Genomic DNA, 19,468 nt, shown 5'->3' with positions numbered 1-19,468 from the left:
CCATGCGAATCGAGACCCCCGCCGCTCAGTGCGGCCCCTTTGCTCACGACCTGGTCAGCATTCCACGCACCATGGGTCTGGTGATCCTGGCACTGGTTCCGGCCACGCTGTTTGGACTCGTGCAGTTCGGCTGGCCGGCGATCTGGCTGTTTCTCGCGACCCTCGCCGGTGCGCTGCTGGCCGAGATCCTGAGTCTGTGGCTAGCCGGTAAGCCGATCAGGCCCGATCTGAGCGATGGCACGGCGCTCCTGACCGGCTGGCTGCTGGCCATGACCCTGCCGCCCTGGGCGCCCTGGTGGATCGGCGTGATCGGCGGGTTGCTGGCGATCGTGGTCGCCAAGCAGGTGTTCGGCGGCGTGGGTCAGAATCTGTTCAACCCGGCGATGGTCGCGCGCGTGGCGCTGTTGATCGCCTTCCCAGCGGAGATGACGCGCTTCGTCGCGCCGACGCCGCTGTTCTCGGCTGAGGCGCCGGGACTGGTCGAGAGCCTGGGGATCACCTTCGGCGGTCAGGGGTTCGACGCCTTCACAGGGGCCACAGTGCTCGGTCAGGTGCGTACCGAGCTGGGTCAGGGCGAAATGCTCGCGAACATCCTGCCCGATCTGTATGCACCATTCTCGGGGGCGGTCGGCACAGTCGCCGGCAGTCTGGGCGAAACCTCGGCGCTGCTGCTCCTGCTCGGCGGCGTGTTCCTGCTCTACAAGCGCGTCATCACCTGGCATATCCCGGTGTCGCTGCTCGGCACCATCGCGGTCCTGGCTACGCTCATGCACCTGATCGACCCCGCGCACTATGCCGGTGCGCTCTATCATCTGGTCTCGGGCGCGACCCTGCTCGGCGCCTTCTTTATCGCCACGGATCCGGTGACTTCGCCGGTGTCGGCGCGCGGTCAGCTTCTGTTCGGCGCAGGCTGTGGACTGCTGATCTATGTCATCCGCACCTGGGCCGGCTATCCCGAGGGCGTGGCCTTCGCGGTGCTCTTGATGAATGCCTGTGCGCCGCTGATCGACCATTACGTCAAGCCGCGCGTCTACGGGCGCGACCGGCGCGGTCAGCCACTGGAATATCCCAATGACGCGGAGACCTCGCGATGAGCCTGCTTGCCGTGCTGAACCAACGCCAGAGCGTCGGCTATCAGGCCACGCTGCTGGGCGGATTCACCCTGCTGGCCGCCGCACTGCTGGTGATCGGCGATCTGAGCACGCGCGACACCATCGCCCTGCGCAAGGCCGAGGATCTCAAGGCGTCGCTCAGTCAGGTGCTGCCGCCCGCGCTGCATGACAACGATCTGCTGGTCGATCCGCTGACTCTGCCCGGTGCCGATGGCGAACCGGTGCTGGTCTATCGCGCCCTGCGCGGACTGGAGGTCACAGGCGTCGCCTATCGGATGAGCGGCCCCGGCTACTCTGGCACCATCGAATTGATCCTGGGTGTCGACCCGCAGGGACGGGTGCTGGGCGCGCGTGTCCTGTCGCACAGCGAAACGCCTGGACTCGGCGACAAAATCGAGATCGCCAAGGATGACTGGATTCTCGCCTTCGACGGGCGGTCGCTTGGCAACCCGCCGCCCGAGCGCTGGGCGGTCAAGAAGGACGGCGGCGACTTCGACCAGTTCAGCGGGGCCACCATCACGCCGCGCGCCGTGGTTGGCGTGCTGCGGCGCGGACTGGAATTCTTCCAGCGCCATCAGGTCGCCCTGACCGCGCCCGCCACTGTGTCAGTCGCCTCCGATCCAGTCAGGAGTCCGGAATGAGCCGCGAACCCAATACCGCTAACAAGACCGCCTGGGGCCGCCTCACCGTCGACGGTCTCTGGAGCAACAATGTCGTGCTGGCCCAATCGCTGGCCCTCTGCCCGCTGCTCGCGGTCACCGGCACGGCCACCAATGGACTCGGCATGGGATTGGCGACGACCGCCGTCATGATCGCCTCGGGAATCCTGATCGCGCTCATTCGCGGCTGGGTGACGCCGGAGGTGCGCATTCCCATCTTCGTGCTGGTCATCGCCGTGCTGGTGACGTTGGTCGATCTCGGCATGAACGCCTGGCTGCACGATCTGCACAAGATGCTGGGACTCTTCATCCCGCTGATCGTCACCAACTGCGCCATCCTGGGCCGGGCCGAATCCTTCGCCTCACGCAACAGCGTCCTGCCGGCGGCTTTCGACGGACTCATGATGGGGATTGGTTTCACCCTGGTGCTGATGCTGCTCGGCGCGGTGCGCGAAATCATCGGCTCCGGCACCCTATTCGCCAATGCCAGCCTGCTCCTTGGCGAGGGCATGTCCTTTCTGGAAGTCACGCTGATCCCGGACTATCGCGGCTTCCTGCTCGCGATCCTGCCACCGGGCGGTTTCATCGCGCTCGGTTTCATTCTGGCCGGCAAACGCCTGATCGACACGCGGCTCGCCGCCGCGCGCCAGCGTCGAGACGCGACGGCTGGAACGAACGCGCTGGCCTGATCATCACAGAGGACTCGAACCATGCTCGTCGGTGTCGCCTACGCGGACAAATTCAAACAGACCTGGCTCAAGCTCGACGTGCCTGAGGGCAGCACCGTGCGCGAGGCCATCGAGCGCTCGGGCCTGCTCGAACGCTTCCCTGAGATCGACCTCAACGTCAACAAGGTCGGCATCTTCAGCAAACTCAGCCGACTCGACACCAGGCTCAACGATGGCGACCGCGTCGAAATCTACCGCCCCATCACCGTCGACCCCGAAACCGTCGAGCGGCGCGACCGTCAGGACACGAACGACGAGGACTGAGCGCGCACCATTGCAGGAGCATTCGCCATCGGGCCATCACTGGATTTAAGATGACGCCTCGGAGCGGTCGCATCGCGTTCTGATGCCGACCGTCACATATTCATGACCGAGGATGGAGCAATGCCCGAGAGCTTGAATCTGGTTCAAAAGAGACGTTCACACCTACAGAACGTCGTGGGTGATCTCGGCGCGCAAGTAGTCGCAGCACTGCACCAATCGGTTGAGTGTCTGAAGACCCAGGACAAGGCGCTGGCCGCCAGCATCATCGCCGGCGATCAGCGCATCAACCAGCAACGCCGTCTGCTGGAACAGGAATGCCTGGTGACCCTGGCCGCCTACAAACCCGCCGGCGAGGATTTGCGCGCGGTCGGCGCCTGCATGGAGCTGGCCTCGGAGCTGGAACGCATCGGCGACTACGCGGCCGATGTCGCCCGCATCATCGAGCGAGATGTCCAGGACACACTGCCCGCCGAGCCGGTCGCGGCCATCGTCGAGCTGGCCGAGGACGCGATCGACATGCTCGAACAGACCCTGGCCGCTTTCATCGCTAACGGCAGCGAAGCAACACTGCGCGAAGCCGTCGCCAAGGAATCGCAGGTCGACCGCGAGGAAGACGCCTTCATCGCCCAGGTGCTGGAGCGCATGCGCGCCGACGCGGCCTTTGCCGCCACCGGCACCTATCTGCTGTGGATCGTGCACAACTACGAGCGCGTGGCCGATCGCGCGACTAACGTCGCCGAGCGCGCCATCTATGTCGCCTCGGGGCACACCCCCGACCTGGACTGATCCTCGACCGATCCCACTGGTCTGAGTCCGTTTTCTCGCGGAGCAACCGATGAAATATGTCGAGGTCATAGTCGGCGCTGGCAGTGCTGAGACCGTGCGCGCAGCCGCCGAGCGCGTGAAGGCGCTCGATGTGCGTCTGGGGCCGGTGGGGCCGGATGGACTCCAGGCCATCCGCCTGCTGGTGAGTGACAATCAGGTCCAGCGACTGCTGGATCTGCTCCAGGGTCTACTGGGCGCTCAGCCATCGGCCCGCATCCTGGTGCTCGCGGTCGAGGCGAGCATCCCGCCGCCCGACGAAGAGGCGCGCAAACAGGAAGACTCGGCCACGGCGGCACGCGAGGCGCTCTACGAGGGCATGGACAAAAACTCGCGGCTCGGTCCCAACTATCTGGTGCTGGTCATGCTCTCGACCGTGGTGGCCGCGATCGGTCTGATCGAGGACAACGTAGCGGTGGTGATCGGCGCCATGGTGATCGCCCCGCTGCTGGGGCCGAATCTGGCGCTCAGTCTCGGCACAGCCCTGGGCGACGTGCCCCTGATGCGCCGCTCGATCAAGACAGTGCTGGTTGGCATCCTGCTCGCAGTCCTGCTCACGACGCTCCTCGGCTGGCTGTGGCCGACCGAGCTGAACAGTCGCGAGGTGATGTCGCGCACCGAGGCCGGGCTCGACTCTGTGGTACTGGCGCTGGCCTCGGGGGCGGCGGCGGCGCTTTCGGTGACCACCGGACTGTCGAGCGTACTGGTCGGCGTCATGGTCGCCGTCGCCCTGCTGCCGCCGGCGGCGACCGTGGGTCTGATGCTGGGTCAGGGCGAGCCTGGACTGGCACTCGGCGCCGCCCTGCTGCTGGCCATCAATGTCGTGAGCGTCAATCTGGCCAGCAAGGTCGTCTTCTTCGTCAAGGGCGTCCGTCCGCGCAAATGGCTGGAGAAGGAGAAGGCCAAGCGCGCCATGGTGACCTATGTACTGGTGTGGATCCTGACGCTGGGGGTGCTGACCCTGGTGGTGCTGGAGCGACAGTATCGCCTGCTGCCGGTCTAGGTGTGGGTGTGATCCTGATGCCTGACTCACCACTCGTCCTGGCGTTGCTGGCCCTGTGGCTGGCGCTGGGTTCTTCGGCGGTCTCGCTGCTGGCCGGGCGTGAACCACGTCTGCTGCGGCTGGTCGCCGTGCCGCTGCTCGGGCTGGCCGGCGTGACGGCGCTCGGCGCCGGTCTCTGGACACTGATCGCGGGGACGAGCGCCAGCGCCATTCTGCCGCTGGGGCTGCCCTGGCTGCCCTGGCATGTGCGGCTCGATCCGCTCGCCGGAGTCTTCCTCGTCCTCATTGGTCTCGTGACCGGCGCTGTCGGACTCTATGGCCGCGACTATGTGCGCGATTTCGAGGGCGGACGCGAGTCGCTGATTGCGCTCGGCGGTTTTAGCGGACTGTTCATGGCCGGGATGCTGCTGGTGGTACTGGCCGACGACGCCTTCGTGTTCATGGTCGCCTGGGAAGTCATGTCCCTGTCGTCCTATTTCCTGGTCGCCTTCCAGCACGAACAGGCCGCCAACCGGCGCGCCGCCTTTCTGTATCTGCTCATGGCGCATGTCGGGGGACTGGCGATCCTGCTCGGCTTCGGGGTGCTGGCGGCCTTCGGCGGCGGCTTCGATTTCGAGGCCATGCGCGCGGCGGAACTCACACCGCTGTGGGCGGGCGTCGCCTTCGCGCTGGCCTTCCTTGGCTTCGGCATGAAGGCCGGTCTCGCGCCGCTCCATGCCTGGCTGCCGGAAGCGCATCCGGTCGCGCCCTCGCACATCTCGGCGCTCATGTCCGGGGTCATGCTCAAGGTCGCGGTCTACGGCTTCATCCGCGTAGTGCTGGATCTCAACGGCGCGGTTCAGTGGTCCTGGGGCGTGGCGCTGATCGTGATCGGCGGTCTCTCGGCGCTGATCGGGGTGCTGTTCGCGCTGGTTCAGACCGATCTCAAGCGACTGCTGGCCTATTCGTCGGTCGAGAATCTGGGGATCATCTTCATTGCGCTTGGGCTGTCACTGCTGTTCCAGTCCACCGGACACCCCAATCTGGCGGCGCTGGCGCTGGTCGCGGCGCTCTATCACGCGCTGAACCATGCGCTGTTCAAGTCGCTGCTGTTCCTGGGCGCAGGGGCCATCCTGCACAGCACCCATGAGCGCGATCTGGATCAGATGGGGGGGTTACTGCGGCGCATGCCCTGGACCGGATCGTTCTTTCTGATCGGCTGTCTGTCGATCTCGGCCCTGCCGCCCTTCAACGGCTTCGTCTCGGAGTGGCTGATCTTTCAGTCGGCGTTGCAAGCCTGGACGCTGGAGAGCGGCGTGCTGCGCAGTCTGGTGCCGATCGCCTCGGCGGTGCTGGCGCTCACCGGGGCGCTGGTGGCGGCGACCTTCGTCAAGGTCTATGGCATCGCCTTCTTGGGACAGGCGCGCTCGCGTCATGTCCGCCGCGCCCGACCCTCGCCCAAGGGGATGTGGGCGGGTCAGGGACTGCTGGCCGGACTCTGCGTGCTGTTCGGCGTGCTGCCGACCCAGATCCTCGGTCTGCTCGATCCGGTGGCCGAACAACTGCTGGGCACAGGCGTGCCGCAGGCGGGCGCCAGCGGCTGGCTGTGGCTGACGCCGATCTCGTCGGAGACGGCGAGCTATAGCGCGCCCCTGACGATCCTGCTGCTGGCCCTGATCGCGGGTGCGGCCATCTGGTGGTTCAAGCGCGGTGCCTCCTGGCGGGTGCGGCGCTGCGATCCCTGGGATTGCGGGTTCGCCGCGCCCACGCCCCGGATGCAATACAGCGCCGCGTCCTTCGCTCAGCCGATCCGGCGCGTCTTTGCGCTGCTGTTCCTGGTCGACGAGGGGCCGGACCGGAGCGCCGATGGCGTCACGCGCTATCGGCTCAAAATCGCGGATCGTGCCTGGGGCTGGCTCTATCTGCCGGTGGCGCGCGCCGTCGATGCCTCGGCGCGGCGGGTCGTCCGCCTGCAATCGGGGAGCGTGCGTGTCTATCTCGGCTGGACACTGGCGACCCTGCTCGTCTTACTCTGGATCATCGCATGACCGTCTGGTTCATCGCTCTGCTGCAAGCCCTGCTCTGTGTGGCCTTGGCCCCGCTACTGATCGGCTGGGTGCGCCGGGTCAAGGCGCGTCTCCAGAACCGGCGCGGCGCGCCGCTGCTCCAGCCCTATGCTGATCTGCGCAAGCTAATGGTCAAGGAGACGCGCGTGGCGCACACCGCCTCGCCGCTGTTTCGGGTCGCGCCCTATATCGTCTTCGTCGCCACCTGGCTGGCGTGCGCGACCGTGCCGCTGATCGCGCTCGATCTGCCCACGGCGCGCATTGCCGATATCATCGTGCTGGTGGGGCTGCTGGCGCTGGGGCGCTTCTTCCTCGCCCTGGCCGGGATGGACGTCGGCACGGCCTTCGGCGGCCTGGGCGCCTCGCGCGAGATGCTGATCTCGTCACTGGCCGAGCCGGCGATGCTGATGGCCGTTTTTACGCTCGCGATGACCGCGCACAGCACCAGTCTGGTTGGAGTGATGGAGCATCATCTGACCGATGGTTTTCTACTGCGTCCGTCCTATCTGTTCGCTTTCGGTGCGCTGGTGCTGGTGGCGCTGGCCGAGTGCGGACGGATCCCGGTCGATAACCCGACGACGCACCTGGAGCTGACCATGGTCCACGAGGCCATGCTGCTCGAATACACCGGACGCCATCTGGCGCTCATGGAATGGGCGGCCTGGATCAAGCTGCTGCTCTATGGCGTGCTGATCGTCAATGTCTTCCTGCCCTGGGGCATCGCGACGGCGTTCACACCAGCGGCGTTGGCGCTGGGGCTGATCGCCGTGGTCATCAAGCTGGCGCTGTTGGGCGCGGCACTCGCACTCGGGGAGACGCTGATGGCCAAGATGCGACTGTTCCGTGTGCCGGGATTTCTGAATCTGGCCCTGCTGCTGGGTCTGCTGGGACTCCTCAGCCATGTGATCCTGGAGGTTGGGGCATGAGTTTGGCTGTGTTGCCGCTGCTGCAACAGTTCGTCGTGCTGCTGGCGGCGCTGGCATTGTTTCTGTCGTTCGTGCTGCTGGCGCAGACGCGACTGGTCGCGGCGATCCATGTTTTTGCCTGGCAAGGGGCGCTGGTGGCAGCGGTGACCTTCACGGTGGCCCTGAGCGGACACGCCGGGCATCTCTATTTTTCGGCGCTCCTGACCCTGATCCTCAAGGCGCTGCTGATTCCCTGGATGCTGCACCGTCTGGTGCGCCGTCTGGGGCTGGAGCGTCACACCGAGCGTCTGCGACATCCGGCGCTGGTGGTCATGGCCGGCGTGGCGCTGGTGATCTTCAGCTACTGGCTGGTGCTGCCCATGGTCGAGCAGGGACTGGCGTTCACCCGCAACATCATCGCCGTGAGTCTGGCGCTGGTGCTGATCGGACTGCTGATGATGGTCTTCCGCCAGCAGGCGGTGGCGCAGGTACTGGGCTTTATGTCGATGGAGAACGGACTGTTTCTGGCCGCTGTCTCGGCGACGGCCGGGATGCCGCTGGTGGTCGAGCTGGGCGTGGCCTTCGATCTGCTGGTGGCGATGGTGCTGTTTGGCGTCTTCTTCTTCCAGATCCGCGACAGCATCGATTCGCTCAATGTCGACCGGCTCAATCGGTTAACGGAAGTGGAGTCGCTGGACAGCGCGCCACATCACTCGGCGGATGGCTGGTCCTGACATGACCCCGTTACTACTGACCTTGCTGACGCCCCTGATCGGCGGACTCGCACTCTTTCTGGTGCGCGCGCTCGGGCCGGCGGGCTGGCTCAATCTGGGAGTCTCGGGTCTGACCCTGCTCAGTTCGCTGTGGCTGGCCTGGACGGTTGCGCAGGTCGACATCGTCACAGGTCCGGGCTTTCGGGTCGATGCCTTCAACGTCTATCTGATCGTGCTCACCGCCTTCGTGGGGCTGACCACGGCCATTTTCTCGCGCCCCTACATGCAGCATGTGCAGGCGAGCGGGCGCATCAGTGTGTTCAACCTGCGTCTGTATCACGCGCTCTATCAGGCGTTCATGCTCACCATGCTGGTGGCGCTGACCACCGACAATCTCGGCGTGCTCTGGGTGGCGGTCGAGGGCGCGACGCTCGCGACCGTGCTGCTGGTCTCGCTCTATCGCACCCCGGAGGCGGTCGAGGCCGCCTGGAAGTATTTCATCCTCTGCGGTGTCGGCATCGCGCTGGCTCTGTTCGGCACGGTGCTGACCTATTTCGCGGCGCAACTGGTGCTTGTCGACACCGAGTCCGGTCTGACCTGGAGTGTGCTGCACGCCCACGCTGCCGCGCTCGACCCGACGGTGATGCGCATCGCCTTCGTGTTCCTGCTAGTCGGCTATGGCACCAAGGTCGGTCTGGTACCCATGCACCAATGGCTGCCGGACGCCCATTCCGAGGGACCGACGCCGATGTCGGCGGTGCTCTCCGGGCTGCTGCTCAATGTCGCGCTCTATGCGGTGGTGCGGCTCAAGATGCTGGTCGATGGCTCGCTGGCGGCGACCGAGACGCCGCATCTGGCCGGGGCGCTGCTGATGGGCTTCGGGCTGGTGTCCTTCATGGTGGCGGCGCTGTTCCTACACCGTCAGCGCGACATCAAACGCCTGTTCAGCTATTCGTCGATTGAGCACATGGGGCTGATGACCTTCGCCTTCGGACTCGGCGGGCCGCTGGCGACCTTCGGCGCCCTGCTGCACATGCTGGTGCATTCGCTCACCAAGTCGGCGATCTTCGTCACGGTTGGTCATGCGACCCATCTGGCCGGCACCCAGTCGATCGAGCGCATTCGCGGACTGATCCGTACCCAGCCGGCGATCGGCTGGTCGCTGTTGTTTGGCGTGGTCGCCATCGCCGGCTTTCCGCCGTTCGGGGTCTTTACGAGCGAGTTTCTGCTGCTGACCGCGACCATGCAGACGCATCCCTGGTTCACCCTGGTGCTCCTGAGCGGACTGGCGATTGCCTTCGCCGGACTGTTCCGACATCTGCAGCCGATGGTTTATGGCAGCGCACCCGAGGGACAGGGGCCGGTCTCGGCCAATCTGCTGCCGGTGTTCGTGCATCTGGGCCTGGTGCTGTGGCTGGGATTGTCCATTCCCGGTTTTCTCGCTGAATGGCTGGATCGGGCCACAGTCCTGATCACGGGCGGGGGACTGCTATGAGCCGCTGCGACTGGCTGCCCGACTTGCTGAGCCGCCTCGGTGAATCCGGCGCGAACATCCGTGACGACGAAACACTCGCTCCCGCACAGCGCCTGATCCTCGATCCCGAGGCGTGGGAACCAGCCGCGCGGATCGCCGCTGAGCTGGGTGCGCGTCACGCCGGCGTCTGGGCCGATCCGCTCGACACGTCAGCCGATCTGGCACGCCACGGCACCGAACCGCGTCTGCGCGTGATGGCCTGCCTGGAGCGCGACGGCGACTATCTGATCCTGGAAACCGAAGTTCCGTTGAGCCGGCCGCATCTGGCCTCACAGGCGCCGCATTTCCCCGGAATCAGCCGACTGGAGCGCCACGCGCATGACCTGACCGGACTCATCTGGACCGATCAGCCCGACGGACGCCGCTGGACGCGCCATCAGGCCTGGCCCGAGGATCGTTTTCCGCTGCGCGCCGATTTTCCCGCGAGCGGCGAGGATACGCGCCGCGCCCCGGCCGATGCCGAGTATCCCTTCGAGCCAGCGCTCGGCGGTGGAACCCACGAGATCCCGGTCGGCCCGGTCCATGCGGGCATCATCGAACCAGGACACTTCCGCTTTCAGGCCATGGGCGAGGACGTGCGGCGGCTGGAAGAGCGGCTCGGCTATGTCCATCGCGGCATCGAAAAACTCGCTGTCGGACGCGATCCGGCTGGACTGGTGCGGCTCGCCGGACGGGTCTCGGGCGACTCGACGGTCGCCCATGCCTGGGCGGCCTGTCAGGCCATGGAACGCGCCGGTGGCTGTGAGGTGCCGCCCCGCGCCCTGGTCCTGCGCGCGCTCCTGGCCGAACGCGAGCGCATCGCCAATCATCTCGGCGACATCGGCGCCATCTGCAACGATGTCGGGTTCGCCTTCGCCCATGTCCAGTGCGCACGCCTGCGCGAGCAGTGGCAGCGACGCTCGCGCGAGCTGTTCGGACATCGACTGCTGATGGATGCGATCGTCCCCGGCGGGGTCGCCCAGGATCTCTCGGCGGCCGGTTTTCAGACGCTGCGTCAGGACCATGCCGCGTTCCACCAAGCCATCGAACCCATCTTCGACATCGTCGAGGATCTGCCCTCGCTCGACGACCGGCTGCTCACGACCGGCCTTCTGTCTGAAGCCGATGCGCGCGAACTCGGCTGCACCGGCTATGTCGGCAAGGCCAGCGGTCTGGCGTTCGATGTCCGCCATGACAGCCCCTACCCGCCCTATGAGCGGCTGCGGGTCGAGGTTCCGGTTCAGACCGAAGGCGATGTAGCCGCGCGAGTGCGGGTACGGCTCGGTGAGGTGCGCGGCAGTCTGTGGATGCTGGATCGCCTGCTCGACGACCTGCCGGCGGGTGAGATCGCGACACCGCTCCCGCCGCCCGAAGCCGGCGCCATGGGACTGGGGTTGATCGACGGCTGGCGCGGCGAGATCCTGAGCTTCGTGCGTTTCGACGACACCGGACACATCGCCCGCTACTTCCCGCGCGACCCGAGCTGGTTCACCTGGCCGGCGCTCGAACGGCTGATCCTGGGCAACATCGTCCCCGATTTCCCGGTCTGCAACAAATCGGTCAACGGCTCCTACGCCGGCCATGACCTCTAATCCCGAAGACCACTCCGACCACCGAATAGAGCCAAGGTCCAGAGGATTTCCATCATGCATACCTATAACGAAGATATCTTAGCCTGGTCGATGGAGCAGGCTCAATTGATCCGCGCTGGTCGCTTCGACTTGGTGGATATAGAGCATGTCGCCGAGGAGATCGAGGACGTGGGCAAGAGCGAACAGCGCGAACTGACGAGCCGAATGAGCGTACTCCTGGCCCATTTGCTGAAATGGCAGTATCAACCCGAGCGACGCGGAGCCAGTTGGGAGCGAACGATCCGGGCGCAGCGCAAGGAAATCGCCTATCACCTGGATGATACCCCCAGCCTGAAGCCCAAACTCCTGGAGCCACGCTGGCTGGATATGGTCTGGTCAAAGGCACTCGCACAGGCCACCACCGAAACAGGACTGGACTGCTTTCCGGAGACTTGTCCCTGGCTCATGGATGATGAAATCCTGAATGCATGCTGGTTTCCCGAAACCTGACACTGGCTCGCCGCTGGTCTTTTTCCAAGACGTTCGGACCTAAACCAGGTCCGGGATCAATTGGCCACTGACACCAGACTCAGGCGAGCACGCGGTTACGTCCCTCCGACTTGGCCCAATAGAGTGCCTGGTCGGCGCGCTCAACCATCGCGTCCTGAAGTTGCTCTTGGAACTGCTCGTCGAGCTTGACCCGGTTGCTGATCTGCGTCAGGCCGTCGGTGGATGAAGGCCGTTCGAGCTGCCGGTTCTTCTCTTCCAGTTCGCGCGTGCGCTCGCTGACTTTCTGCTCCAAGCATGCATTGGCGTCTTTTAGCTCCTGATGCGTGGCGCGGATCGTCTCGATCATCAGATTGAAGGTTCGGATCAAAATGCCGAATTCATCCTGACGTTGCGCGGAGGTGTCGCAGGACTGGATGAAATGCCAATAGCCCTTGGCGATATCATCGGCGTGACGTGTCAACTGCCTCAGCGGCCGGATGATCGTGACGAGGGTGATCAGTGAGATCGCCAGCAGCGCCTGGAGATCCTGGACCAGACGCTGTTCGGCCTGCTCGATCTCGGCGCGAGAGGTCTCGCATAGAGATCGATGATGGTTCCACCCCGGTACGAATCGATCCATTCCAGCGCATTGCAGGTCAGGCCCTCGTAGGCGCTGCCCTGCCAGACGAAGCCTGCGAGCTGAGGATCGGCTTCGCGCTCCAGAATGACGCGCGCGATCCGCTCCAAATCGGCCCAGGTCTCGGGCGGCGCGAAGCCATGCTTGTCGAGCAGATCCTTGCGGTAATAGAGCAACATCAGGGCACCGAGTCTCACTGAGACCATCAGTCCCCATCGCCCTCGTGATCGGACGGGGACGGATCCGGCGGGTCGAGAGACTCGATATTGAGCAGATGCACCCGCCGGCTGTCGGCGCGCATCACGGTGAAACGGAAGCGCCCGAGCTCCACCGACTCGCCGCGCTTGGGCAGATGCCCGAAGGCATTGACCACCAGCCCGCCGATGGTGTCGAACTCCTCGTCCGAGAAGTCGCTGCCGAAGTATTCGTTGAAATCCTCGATCGGGGTGCGCGCCTTGGCGCTGAAATCGTTCTCGCCGCGACGGAAGATTCCAGACCCCTCGTCATAGTCGTGCTCGTCTTCGATCTCGCCAACGATCTGTTCGAGCACGTCCTCGATCGTCACCAACCCCGAGGCATTGCCGTACTCGTCGACCACGATCGCCATGTGATTACGGCTGGCGCGAAATTCCTTGAGCAGCACGTTGAGCCGCTTGCTCTCGGGCACGAAGACCGCCGAGCGCAGCAGATCGCGGATGTTGAAGGCACGCCGCCCTGTCTCGACACAGAACGACAGCAGATCCTTTGCCAGCAGGATGCCGACCACCTCGCCCTTGTCATCGCCCGTGACCGGAAAGCGTGAATGGGCCGACTTGACCGCGATCTGGAGGATCTTCTCCAGCGGATCGTCGCGGCGCAGCGCGACCATCTCGGCGCGCGGAATCATGATGTCGCGCACCCGCAGGTCCGAAACCTGGAGCACGCCCTCGATCATGCTCAGGGCATCCGTGTCCAGCAATTGGCGCTCGCGCGCATCCTTCAGCAACTCGATGAGCTGCTCCCTGTCCTGTGGCTCGCCACCCAGCAACTGGCCCAAACGTCCGAGCCAGTGGCGTGATCGCGAACCCTCGCTAGATCGATCGCTCGTCATGAGGTGTCTTGAAATCCTCCAGGTTGCCCTGGTCTTCATAGGGTGGTGGGAATCCTAACCCGCCCAGGATCGCCGTTTCCAGTGTTTCCATCACAGCGGCCTCGGCATCTGTAACGTGATCGTAATCAAGCAGATGCAGGACGCCATGTACCACCATGTGCGCCCAGTGTGCCTCCGGCGCCTTGCCCTGCTCCAGTGCCTCGTGTCGCACCACCTCGGTGCAGATCACCAGATCGCCGAGCAGGTCATGGATCGGGTCGTCCGCGTCGAGACCGGGTGGCGGCTCGAACGGAAAGGACAGCACATTGGTCGGCGTGTCGCGTCCGCGATACTGAAGGTTGAGCGCCTGGCTCTCGTCGGGATCGACAAGCCGGATGGTCAGCTCGGCGTGCGCACGTTGAAACGGCGGTTCCGCCTGCTCCAGCGCCGCCCGTACCCAGCGCTCGAACTGGGGCGGCAGCGGATGATCGGCGTCCTCGGTGGCGACCTGTAGATCCAGCTCCAGTTCGACGCTCATGGCTGATTCTCGAAGGCCTCGTAAGCGTTGACGATGCGCTGCACCAGGGCATGACGCACCACGTCGCGGGCGTTGAAGAAGGTGAAGCTGATCCCCTGCACGTCCTTGAGGATCTCGACCGCTTGACGCAAGCCGGACGGCTGACCGCGCGGCAGATCGACCTGGGTCACGTCGCCGGTGATGACGGCAGTCGAACCAAAGCCGATGCGGGTCAGGAACATCTTCATCTGCTCGGGCGTGGTGTTCTGCGCCTCATCGAGGATGATGAAGGACTCATTAAGTGTACGACCCCTCATGTAAGCCAGCGGCGCGACCTCGATGACATTGCGCTCGATGAGCTTGTTGACCTTCTCGAAGCCGAACATTTCGAACAGGGCGTCATAGAGCGGACGCAGATAGGGATCGATCTTCTGCGCCAGATCGCCGGGCAGGAAGCCGAGCCGCTCGCCGGCTTCGACCGCCGGGCGCACCAGCAACAGCCGCCGCACCCGATCCGATTCCAGCGCCTCGACCGCGCAGGCCACGGCCAGATAGGTCTTGCCGGTGCCGGCCGGTCCCACGCCAAAATTGATGTCGTGCTTGAGAATGGCGTGCAGGTACTCCTGCTGATTGGGTCCGCGCGCGCGGATCAGACCGCGCTTGGTCTTGATGACCACGTCCGGCAGCCGGTCCTCGACCTGCTCCAGCAGCGCGTCCACGCCGGATTCCTGGAGCGCGAGATGGAGCGTCTCGGGTGTGATCACCGCCTCGGCGGTCTCGGCATAGAGCGCGCGCAGCACCTGCTCGCCGAGCCGTACCGAGTCGCCCTCGCCGATCAGCCGGAAGCTCGATCCGCGATTACTGATCTCGATGCCGAGCCGGCGTTCGAGTTGACGAAGATGTTGATCGAACTGGCCGCAGAGATTGGCCAGACGCGCGTTGTCCTCGGGCGTGAGCTCGAAGTCGATGGATTGGGTTTGAATACTCAAGCGGCTCAGTGGGCCAGTCGCCCACGCAATGAATTGGGGAGTGATTCGGTGATGGTCAGATCGACGAACTGGCCGATGAGTTCGGCCGGGCCGTCGAAATTGACCACGCGGTTGTTCTCGGTGCGCCCGGCGAGCTGGGCCGGATTCTTGCGCGACGGCCCTTCGACCAGCACGCGCTGCACCGTGCCGACCATCTGGCGGCTGATGCGCTGGGCGTTGGTGTCGATGCGCTGTTGCAGCCGCTCCAGACGCGCCTTCTTAACCTCCAGCGGCACCGCGTCCGGATAGTCGGCGGCGGGCGTGCCGGGACGACGGCTGTAGACGAAGCTGAAGCTGTGGTCGAAGCCGACCTGATCGATCAGATCGATGGTCGCGGCGAAGTCTTCGTCCGTCTCGTTCGGGAAACCGACGATGAAGTCCGACGAGATGCAGATGTCCGGGCGTGCCTCGCGCAAGCGGCGGATCTTGGCGCGATATTCGAGCACGGTATGACCGCGTTTCATCGCCGCCAGGATGTGGTCCGAGCCGGACTGCACCGGCAAATGGACGAAACTCGCCAGCTCGGGCACCTCGGCGAAGGTCTCGATCAGATCGTCGCCGAACTCGACCGGATGGCTGGTGGTGAAGCGGATGCGCCCGATGCCCTCGACCGCCGCCACATAGCGGATCAGCAGTGCCAGACTTGCCGTGGCGCCGTCGGCCATCAGACCGCGATAGGCGTTGACGTTCTGGCCGAGCAGGTTGATCTCGCGCACGCCCTGTTCGGCCAGATCCGCGACCTCGGCGATCACGTCGTCAAAGGGCCGGCTGATCTCCTCGCCACGGGTGTAGGGCACCACGCAATAGGTACAGTATTTGGAGCAGCCTTCCATCACCGAGACAAAGGCGCTCGGTCCCTCGGCGCGCGGCGCGGGCAGACAGTCGAACTTTTCGATCTCGGGGAAGGAGACGTCGACCTGGGGCCGGCGGTTGGTCTCCAGATCCTTGAGCATCTGCGGCAGCCGGTGCAGGGTCTGGGGACCGAACACCAGATCCACATAAGGGGCGCGAGTGCGGATCGCTTCGCCCTCCTGGCTGGCGACACAGCCGCCAACGCCGATCACCAGATCGGGCCGCGCCTGCTTCCAGGGCTTCCAGCGCCCGAGTTGCGAGAAGACCTTCTCCTGCGCCTTCTCGCGGATCGAGCAGGTGTTGAGCAGCAGGACATCGGCCTCTTCGGGCTGATCGGTCAGCTCCAGACCCGCCGCGACACGCAGCGCATCGGCCAGACGCGCCGAGTCGTACTCGTTCATCTGGCAGCCATAGGTTTGAATGAAAAGCTTACGCGACATGGAGATCCGGTGGACGGGGAGCGGCGTCGATCAAGTGGATCGGGATGGTGAGTGGACGCGATTTCGCGGCTGGGCGTCGATACCAACATGGGACCGGAACGCCGGGATGACTAAGGTGATCCATAGTCCTGAATCGACTGCGGGCTGTCAAGATTGGCCAAGACTCAGTCCCTCACGAAGATCGCTGACTCACCCCGAAAGCAGCGCCTTGAGATCCTTCAGCACCAGGAAGAGATGGAACGGATCCGATGTTCCATCCCGGAAATCAAACGTCCGATACCATTGCCGAGCCTCCTCGTCCTTGGCATGAACCAGCACGGCACGTATGCCAGCAATGTCGGCGGCACGCAAGGTGCGCTGCAATGCATCTTTTAGTAGCGCCGATCCCAGCCCCCTTCCCTGAAAGGCTCGATCGACGGCCAGGCGTGCCAATAGCATCACAGGGACAGGATGTCGAGCCAGTCCCTTCGTCACGCGCTCCGGGGCGGTGGGGTGGTCGACACTGCCGACCGTCAGGCTGTAGAACCCGACGACGGTGCCCTCACTGCAACAGACATAGGTTTGCGCACTGTTGGCGCGCTGATTGTTCCAGGCGTGTCGCTGCAAAAATTGGTTCAAGGCGGCTTGGCCGCAATCGAAGGATTCGACGTCGTCAGTTGCCTTGAGTTTGCGTATGGGTTCAAGCTTGGACACGCATCATTCCAGAATGCTGGGTTCGGTCATCAGCCGCTTGAGTCGAGGCATCGGTTGCGTGGGCGCATCCAGGGCGTGCTGAAAGGCTTCCCACTGTTCTTCTGTGAGAACAAAATGACGACGATCAGCCAGGGCCTGATTAGCGGCCACGATGCCCGCATCGAGCAGGAACTCGCTCACGTTCTTGTGGCATGAACGCGCCGCCTCCTGAAGCAATTGCTTCACCGTAGCACTCGCGCGAACATCGATACGCTCGGTTTTTGCAGCACTCAGGGTCGACATGGACGGCTCCTCGAAAGACTGACTGATTTCATCATAGCGTCCGGATGCCATCCGGACAAGACAAACCGATGACGACCGAAGAAATCCAGGAAAGCGTCAGCGCCGCTCGGCCGGCGGAGCGAGCTGCTCGCCCGTAAAGCCGGCCAAGTGCCTCACCTCACCCCCGACTCGCCCGCTTGCGATCGCTCTCCTTGAGATGACGCTTGCGCACGCGGATGGCGCTCGGGGTGATCTCGACCAGCTCGTCATCCTCGATGAACTCCAGCGCCTGTTCCAGGGTGAACTTGACCGGCGGGGTGAGCAGGATGTTCTCGTCCGAGCCGGCGGCGCGGATGTTGGTCAACTGCTTGGCCTTGAGCGGATTGACGGTCAGATCGTTGTCGCGCGAATGGATGCCGACCACCTGCCCTTCGTAAACCTCCTCGCCCGGCGAGACCATCATCCGCCCGCGTTCCTGGAGGTTGAACAGCGCATAGCCGAGCGCCTTGCCGGTGGCGTTCGCGATCATGGCGCCATTGCGACGCGGGGCGATGCCGCCCATGTGTGCCGGACGATAGCGCTCGAAGACGTGGTACTTGAGTCCGGTGCCCGAGGTCAGGGACATGAACTCGGTCTGGAAGCCGATCAGACCGCGCGAGGGGATCTCGTAGTCGAGACGCACCCGCCCCTTACCGTCCGGCACCATGTCCTTCAATTCACCGCGACGCTCGCCGAGCGCCTGCATGATCGATCCCTGTGAGGTCTCGTCGATGTCGACCGTGAGCTGCTCGTAAGGCTCGCAGATCTGGCCGTCGATCTCGCGGAAGATGACCTCGGGACGCGACACCGCCATCTCGAAGCCTTCGCGACGCATGTTTTCAAGCAGGATCGACAGATGCAGCTCACCGCGCCCGGAGACGCGGAACTTCTCGGGATCGTTGCCCTCCTCGACGCGCAGCGCGACATTGTGGATCAGCTCGCGTTCGAGCCGGTCCTTGAGCTGGCGCGAGGTCAGATACTTGCCGTCCTTGCCGGCGAAGGGCGAGGTGTTGACCTGGAAGGTCATGGTCACGGTCGGCTCGTCGACGGTGAGCGTCGGCAAAGCATGGACGTGCTCGGGATCGCACAGCGTATCGGAGACGCCGGGCGCGTCGATGCCGGTCAGGGCCACGATGTCGCCGGCCGTGGCCTGGGGCACCTCATGGCGGTCCAGACCCAGATAGCCGTAGACCAGACCGATCTTGGCCTTGTGGCGCGTGCCGTCGGGCTTGACCACGATGACCTGCTGATTGGGCTTGACGCGCCCGTGCCGGATGCGTCCGACGGCGATCGCCCCGACATAGGCGTTGTAGTCGAGGGTCGAGACCTGCATCTGGAACGGCGAGTCAGGATCGACCTCGGGCGCCGGGCAGTGCTGGACGATGGCCTCGAACAGCGGCGTCATGTCGCCCTCGCGCACCTCGTCGGTGAGGCCCGCGTAGCCGTTCAGACCCGAGGCATAGACGATGGGGAAGTCGAGCTGCTCGTCGCTGGCCCCGAGCCGGTCGAACAGATCGAACACCTGATCGATGACCCAGTCCGGACGCGCGCCCGGGCGGTCGACCTTGTTGACGACCACGATCGGGCGCAGGCCATGGGCGAATGCCTTGCTGGTCACGAAGCGGGTCTGGGGCATCGGGCCTTCCTGGGCGTCGACCAGGAGCAGCACCGAGTCGACCATCGACAGCACGCGCTCGACCTCGCCGCCGAAGTCGGCGTGTCCGGGCGTGTCGACGATATTGATGCGGTAGTCGTTCCAGCGCAGCGCGGTGTTCTTCGACAGAATGGTGATGCCGCGTTCCTTCTCCAGTGCGTTGGAGTCCATCACCCGTTCGACCGGCCCGAAGCGGTCGCCGAGCGTGCCGGACTGCTGCAACAGCTTGTCCACCAACGTGGTTTTGCCATGATCGACGTGGGCGATGATGGCGATGTTACGAAGCGTTTCGATCACAGGACTGGACTCCGGGCGCGGCGGCTAAGGATTGACGATGGATTCGGGGTTGGGGGTCGGGATGTCTGGCGGGAAACGGGGTCGCGGCCGGGATGGACGTGACTGGATTCGGCCTCAGTGCCGATTATATACGCTTGATGGGTAAATCGCGTGCTGT

Annotated in this window: 21 protein-coding genes; 12 read left to right on the top strand and 9 right to left on the bottom strand. The window is 64.5% G+C overall.

Annotation, left to right across the window (positions count from 1 at the left end; all coding sequences use genetic code 11):
- Positions 1–2: 2 nt before the first annotated feature.
- The 12 genes from GJ668_RS00870 (at position 3) to GJ668_RS00815 (ending at position 11,845) form a co-directional block, all read left to right on the top strand.
- Positions 3–1,094: an RnfABCDGE type electron transport complex subunit D gene (locus tag GJ668_RS00870; RefSeq protein ID WP_155448215.1), complete on the top strand. Its 1,092-nt coding sequence runs from the start codon at positions 3–5 to the stop codon at positions 1,092–1,094.
- Positions 1,091–1,753 carry an electron transport complex subunit RsxG gene (gene rsxG / locus GJ668_RS00865; RefSeq protein WP_155448214.1) on the top strand — a complete coding sequence of 221 codons (663 nt, stop codon included), beginning with the start codon at positions 1,091–1,093 and terminating at the stop codon, positions 1,751–1,753. The genes GJ668_RS00870 and rsxG overlap by 4 nt, the downstream gene beginning before the upstream one ends.
- Positions 1,750–2,460, top strand: coding sequence for an electron transport complex subunit E (locus GJ668_RS00860; RefSeq protein WP_155448213.1), 711 nt, complete (start codon positions 1,750–1,752; stop codon positions 2,458–2,460). The genes rsxG and GJ668_RS00860 overlap by 4 nt, the downstream gene beginning before the upstream one ends.
- Before the next feature lie 21 nt (positions 2,461–2,481).
- On the top strand, positions 2,482–2,763 hold the full coding sequence (locus GJ668_RS00855; RefSeq protein WP_155448212.1) for an RnfH family protein: 282 nt from the start codon (positions 2,482–2,484) through the stop codon (positions 2,761–2,763).
- Between the two features lie 120 nt (positions 2,764–2,883).
- A complete protein-coding gene (gene phoU / locus GJ668_RS00850; protein WP_155448211.1) occupies positions 2,884–3,549 on the top strand; it encodes a phosphate signaling complex protein PhoU in 666 nt (221 codons plus the stop codon).
- Positions 3,550–3,598: 49 nt separating this feature from the next.
- Positions 3,599–4,588, top strand: coding sequence for a TIGR00341 family protein (locus GJ668_RS00845; protein ID WP_155448210.1), 990 nt, complete (start codon positions 3,599–3,601; stop codon positions 4,586–4,588).
- Positions 4,589–4,605: 17 nt separating this feature from the next.
- Positions 4,606–6,615 carry a hydrogenase 4 subunit B gene (hyfB, locus tag GJ668_RS00840; protein WP_155448209.1) on the top strand — a complete coding sequence of 670 codons (2,010 nt, stop codon included), beginning with the start codon at positions 4,606–4,608 and terminating at the stop codon, positions 6,613–6,615.
- The gene (locus GJ668_RS00835; protein ID WP_155448208.1) at positions 6,612–7,559 is read left to right on the top strand and encodes a respiratory chain complex I subunit 1 family protein; all 948 of its coding nucleotides are present in this window, start codon (positions 6,612–6,614) and stop codon (positions 7,557–7,559) included. Before hyfB ends, GJ668_RS00835 begins: the two co-directional genes overlap by 4 nt.
- Positions 7,556–8,272: a formate hydrogenlyase gene (locus GJ668_RS00830; RefSeq protein WP_155448207.1), complete on the top strand. Its 717-nt coding sequence runs from the start codon at positions 7,556–7,558 to the stop codon at positions 8,270–8,272. The genes GJ668_RS00835 and GJ668_RS00830 overlap by 4 nt, the downstream gene beginning before the upstream one ends.
- A 1-nt stretch (position 8,273) precedes the next feature.
- Positions 8,274–9,746 carry a hydrogenase 4 subunit F gene (locus GJ668_RS00825; RefSeq protein WP_155448206.1) on the top strand — a complete coding sequence of 491 codons (1,473 nt, stop codon included), beginning with the start codon at positions 8,274–8,276 and terminating at the stop codon, positions 9,744–9,746.
- Positions 9,743–11,356, top strand: coding sequence for a hydrogenase large subunit (locus GJ668_RS00820; RefSeq protein WP_155448205.1), 1,614 nt, complete (start codon positions 9,743–9,745; stop codon positions 11,354–11,356). The genes GJ668_RS00825 and GJ668_RS00820 overlap by 4 nt, the downstream gene beginning before the upstream one ends.
- A 54-nt stretch (positions 11,357–11,410) precedes the next feature.
- Entirely contained in the window at positions 11,411–11,845 is a 435-nt protein-coding gene (locus GJ668_RS00815) for a DUF29 domain-containing protein (protein ID WP_155448204.1), read from the top strand.
- A gap of 79 nt (positions 11,846–11,924) precedes the next feature.
- Here GJ668_RS00815 and GJ668_RS00810 read toward each other — a convergent pair whose 3' ends face one another.
- The 9 genes from GJ668_RS00810 to typA all read right to left on the bottom strand — a co-directional run bounded on the left by GJ668_RS00810 (position 11,925) and on the right by typA (position 19,311).
- The gene (locus tag GJ668_RS00810) at positions 11,925–12,323 is read right to left on the bottom strand and encodes a HAMP domain-containing protein (protein ID WP_343032160.1); all 399 of its coding nucleotides are present in this window, start codon (positions 12,321–12,323) and stop codon (positions 11,925–11,927) included.
- A gap of 17 nt (positions 12,324–12,340) precedes the next feature.
- On the bottom strand, positions 12,341–12,667 hold the full coding sequence (locus tag GJ668_RS00805; protein ID WP_155448202.1) for an extracellular solute-binding protein: 327 nt from the start codon (positions 12,665–12,667) through the stop codon (positions 12,341–12,343).
- The gene (locus GJ668_RS00800) at positions 12,667–13,551 is read right to left on the bottom strand and encodes a CorC family transporter (protein ID WP_155448201.1); all 885 of its coding nucleotides are present in this window, start codon (positions 13,549–13,551) and stop codon (positions 12,667–12,669) included. Before GJ668_RS00800 ends, GJ668_RS00805 begins: the two co-directional genes overlap by 1 nt.
- Positions 13,532–14,068: an rRNA maturation RNase YbeY gene (ybeY, locus tag GJ668_RS00795; protein ID WP_155448200.1), complete on the bottom strand. Its 537-nt coding sequence runs from the start codon at positions 14,066–14,068 to the stop codon at positions 13,532–13,534. The genes GJ668_RS00800 and ybeY overlap by 20 nt, the downstream gene beginning before the upstream one ends.
- A complete protein-coding gene (locus tag GJ668_RS00790) occupies positions 14,065–15,036 on the bottom strand; it encodes a PhoH family protein (RefSeq protein WP_155448199.1) in 972 nt (323 codons plus the stop codon). Before GJ668_RS00790 ends, ybeY begins: the two co-directional genes overlap by 4 nt.
- Positions 15,037–15,041: 5 nt before the next feature.
- Complete coding sequence (miaB, locus tag GJ668_RS00785; RefSeq protein WP_155448198.1) at positions 15,042–16,367, bottom strand: tRNA (N6-isopentenyl adenosine(37)-C2)-methylthiotransferase MiaB; 1,326 nt, start codon at positions 16,365–16,367, stop codon at positions 15,042–15,044.
- 189 nt (positions 16,368–16,556) lie between these two features.
- Complete coding sequence (locus GJ668_RS00780; protein ID WP_186342808.1) at positions 16,557–17,060, bottom strand: GNAT family N-acetyltransferase; 504 nt, start codon at positions 17,058–17,060, stop codon at positions 16,557–16,559.
- 3 nt (positions 17,061–17,063) lie between these two features.
- On the bottom strand, positions 17,064–17,342 hold the full coding sequence (locus GJ668_RS00775) for a type II toxin-antitoxin system TacA family antitoxin (protein ID WP_155448197.1): 279 nt from the start codon (positions 17,340–17,342) through the stop codon (positions 17,064–17,066).
- Between the two features lie 157 nt (positions 17,343–17,499).
- The gene (gene typA, locus GJ668_RS00770; RefSeq protein ID WP_186342807.1) at positions 17,500–19,311 is read right to left on the bottom strand and encodes a translational GTPase TypA; all 1,812 of its coding nucleotides are present in this window, start codon (positions 19,309–19,311) and stop codon (positions 17,500–17,502) included.
- Positions 19,312–19,468 lie beyond the last annotated feature (157 nt).

Source organism: Allochromatium palmeri (genome assembly GCF_009720725.1).
Taxonomy (GTDB): Bacteria; Pseudomonadota; Gammaproteobacteria; order Chromatiales; family Chromatiaceae; genus Thermochromatium; species Thermochromatium palmeri.
This window is presented reverse-complemented; position numbering and strand designations above follow the sequence as displayed.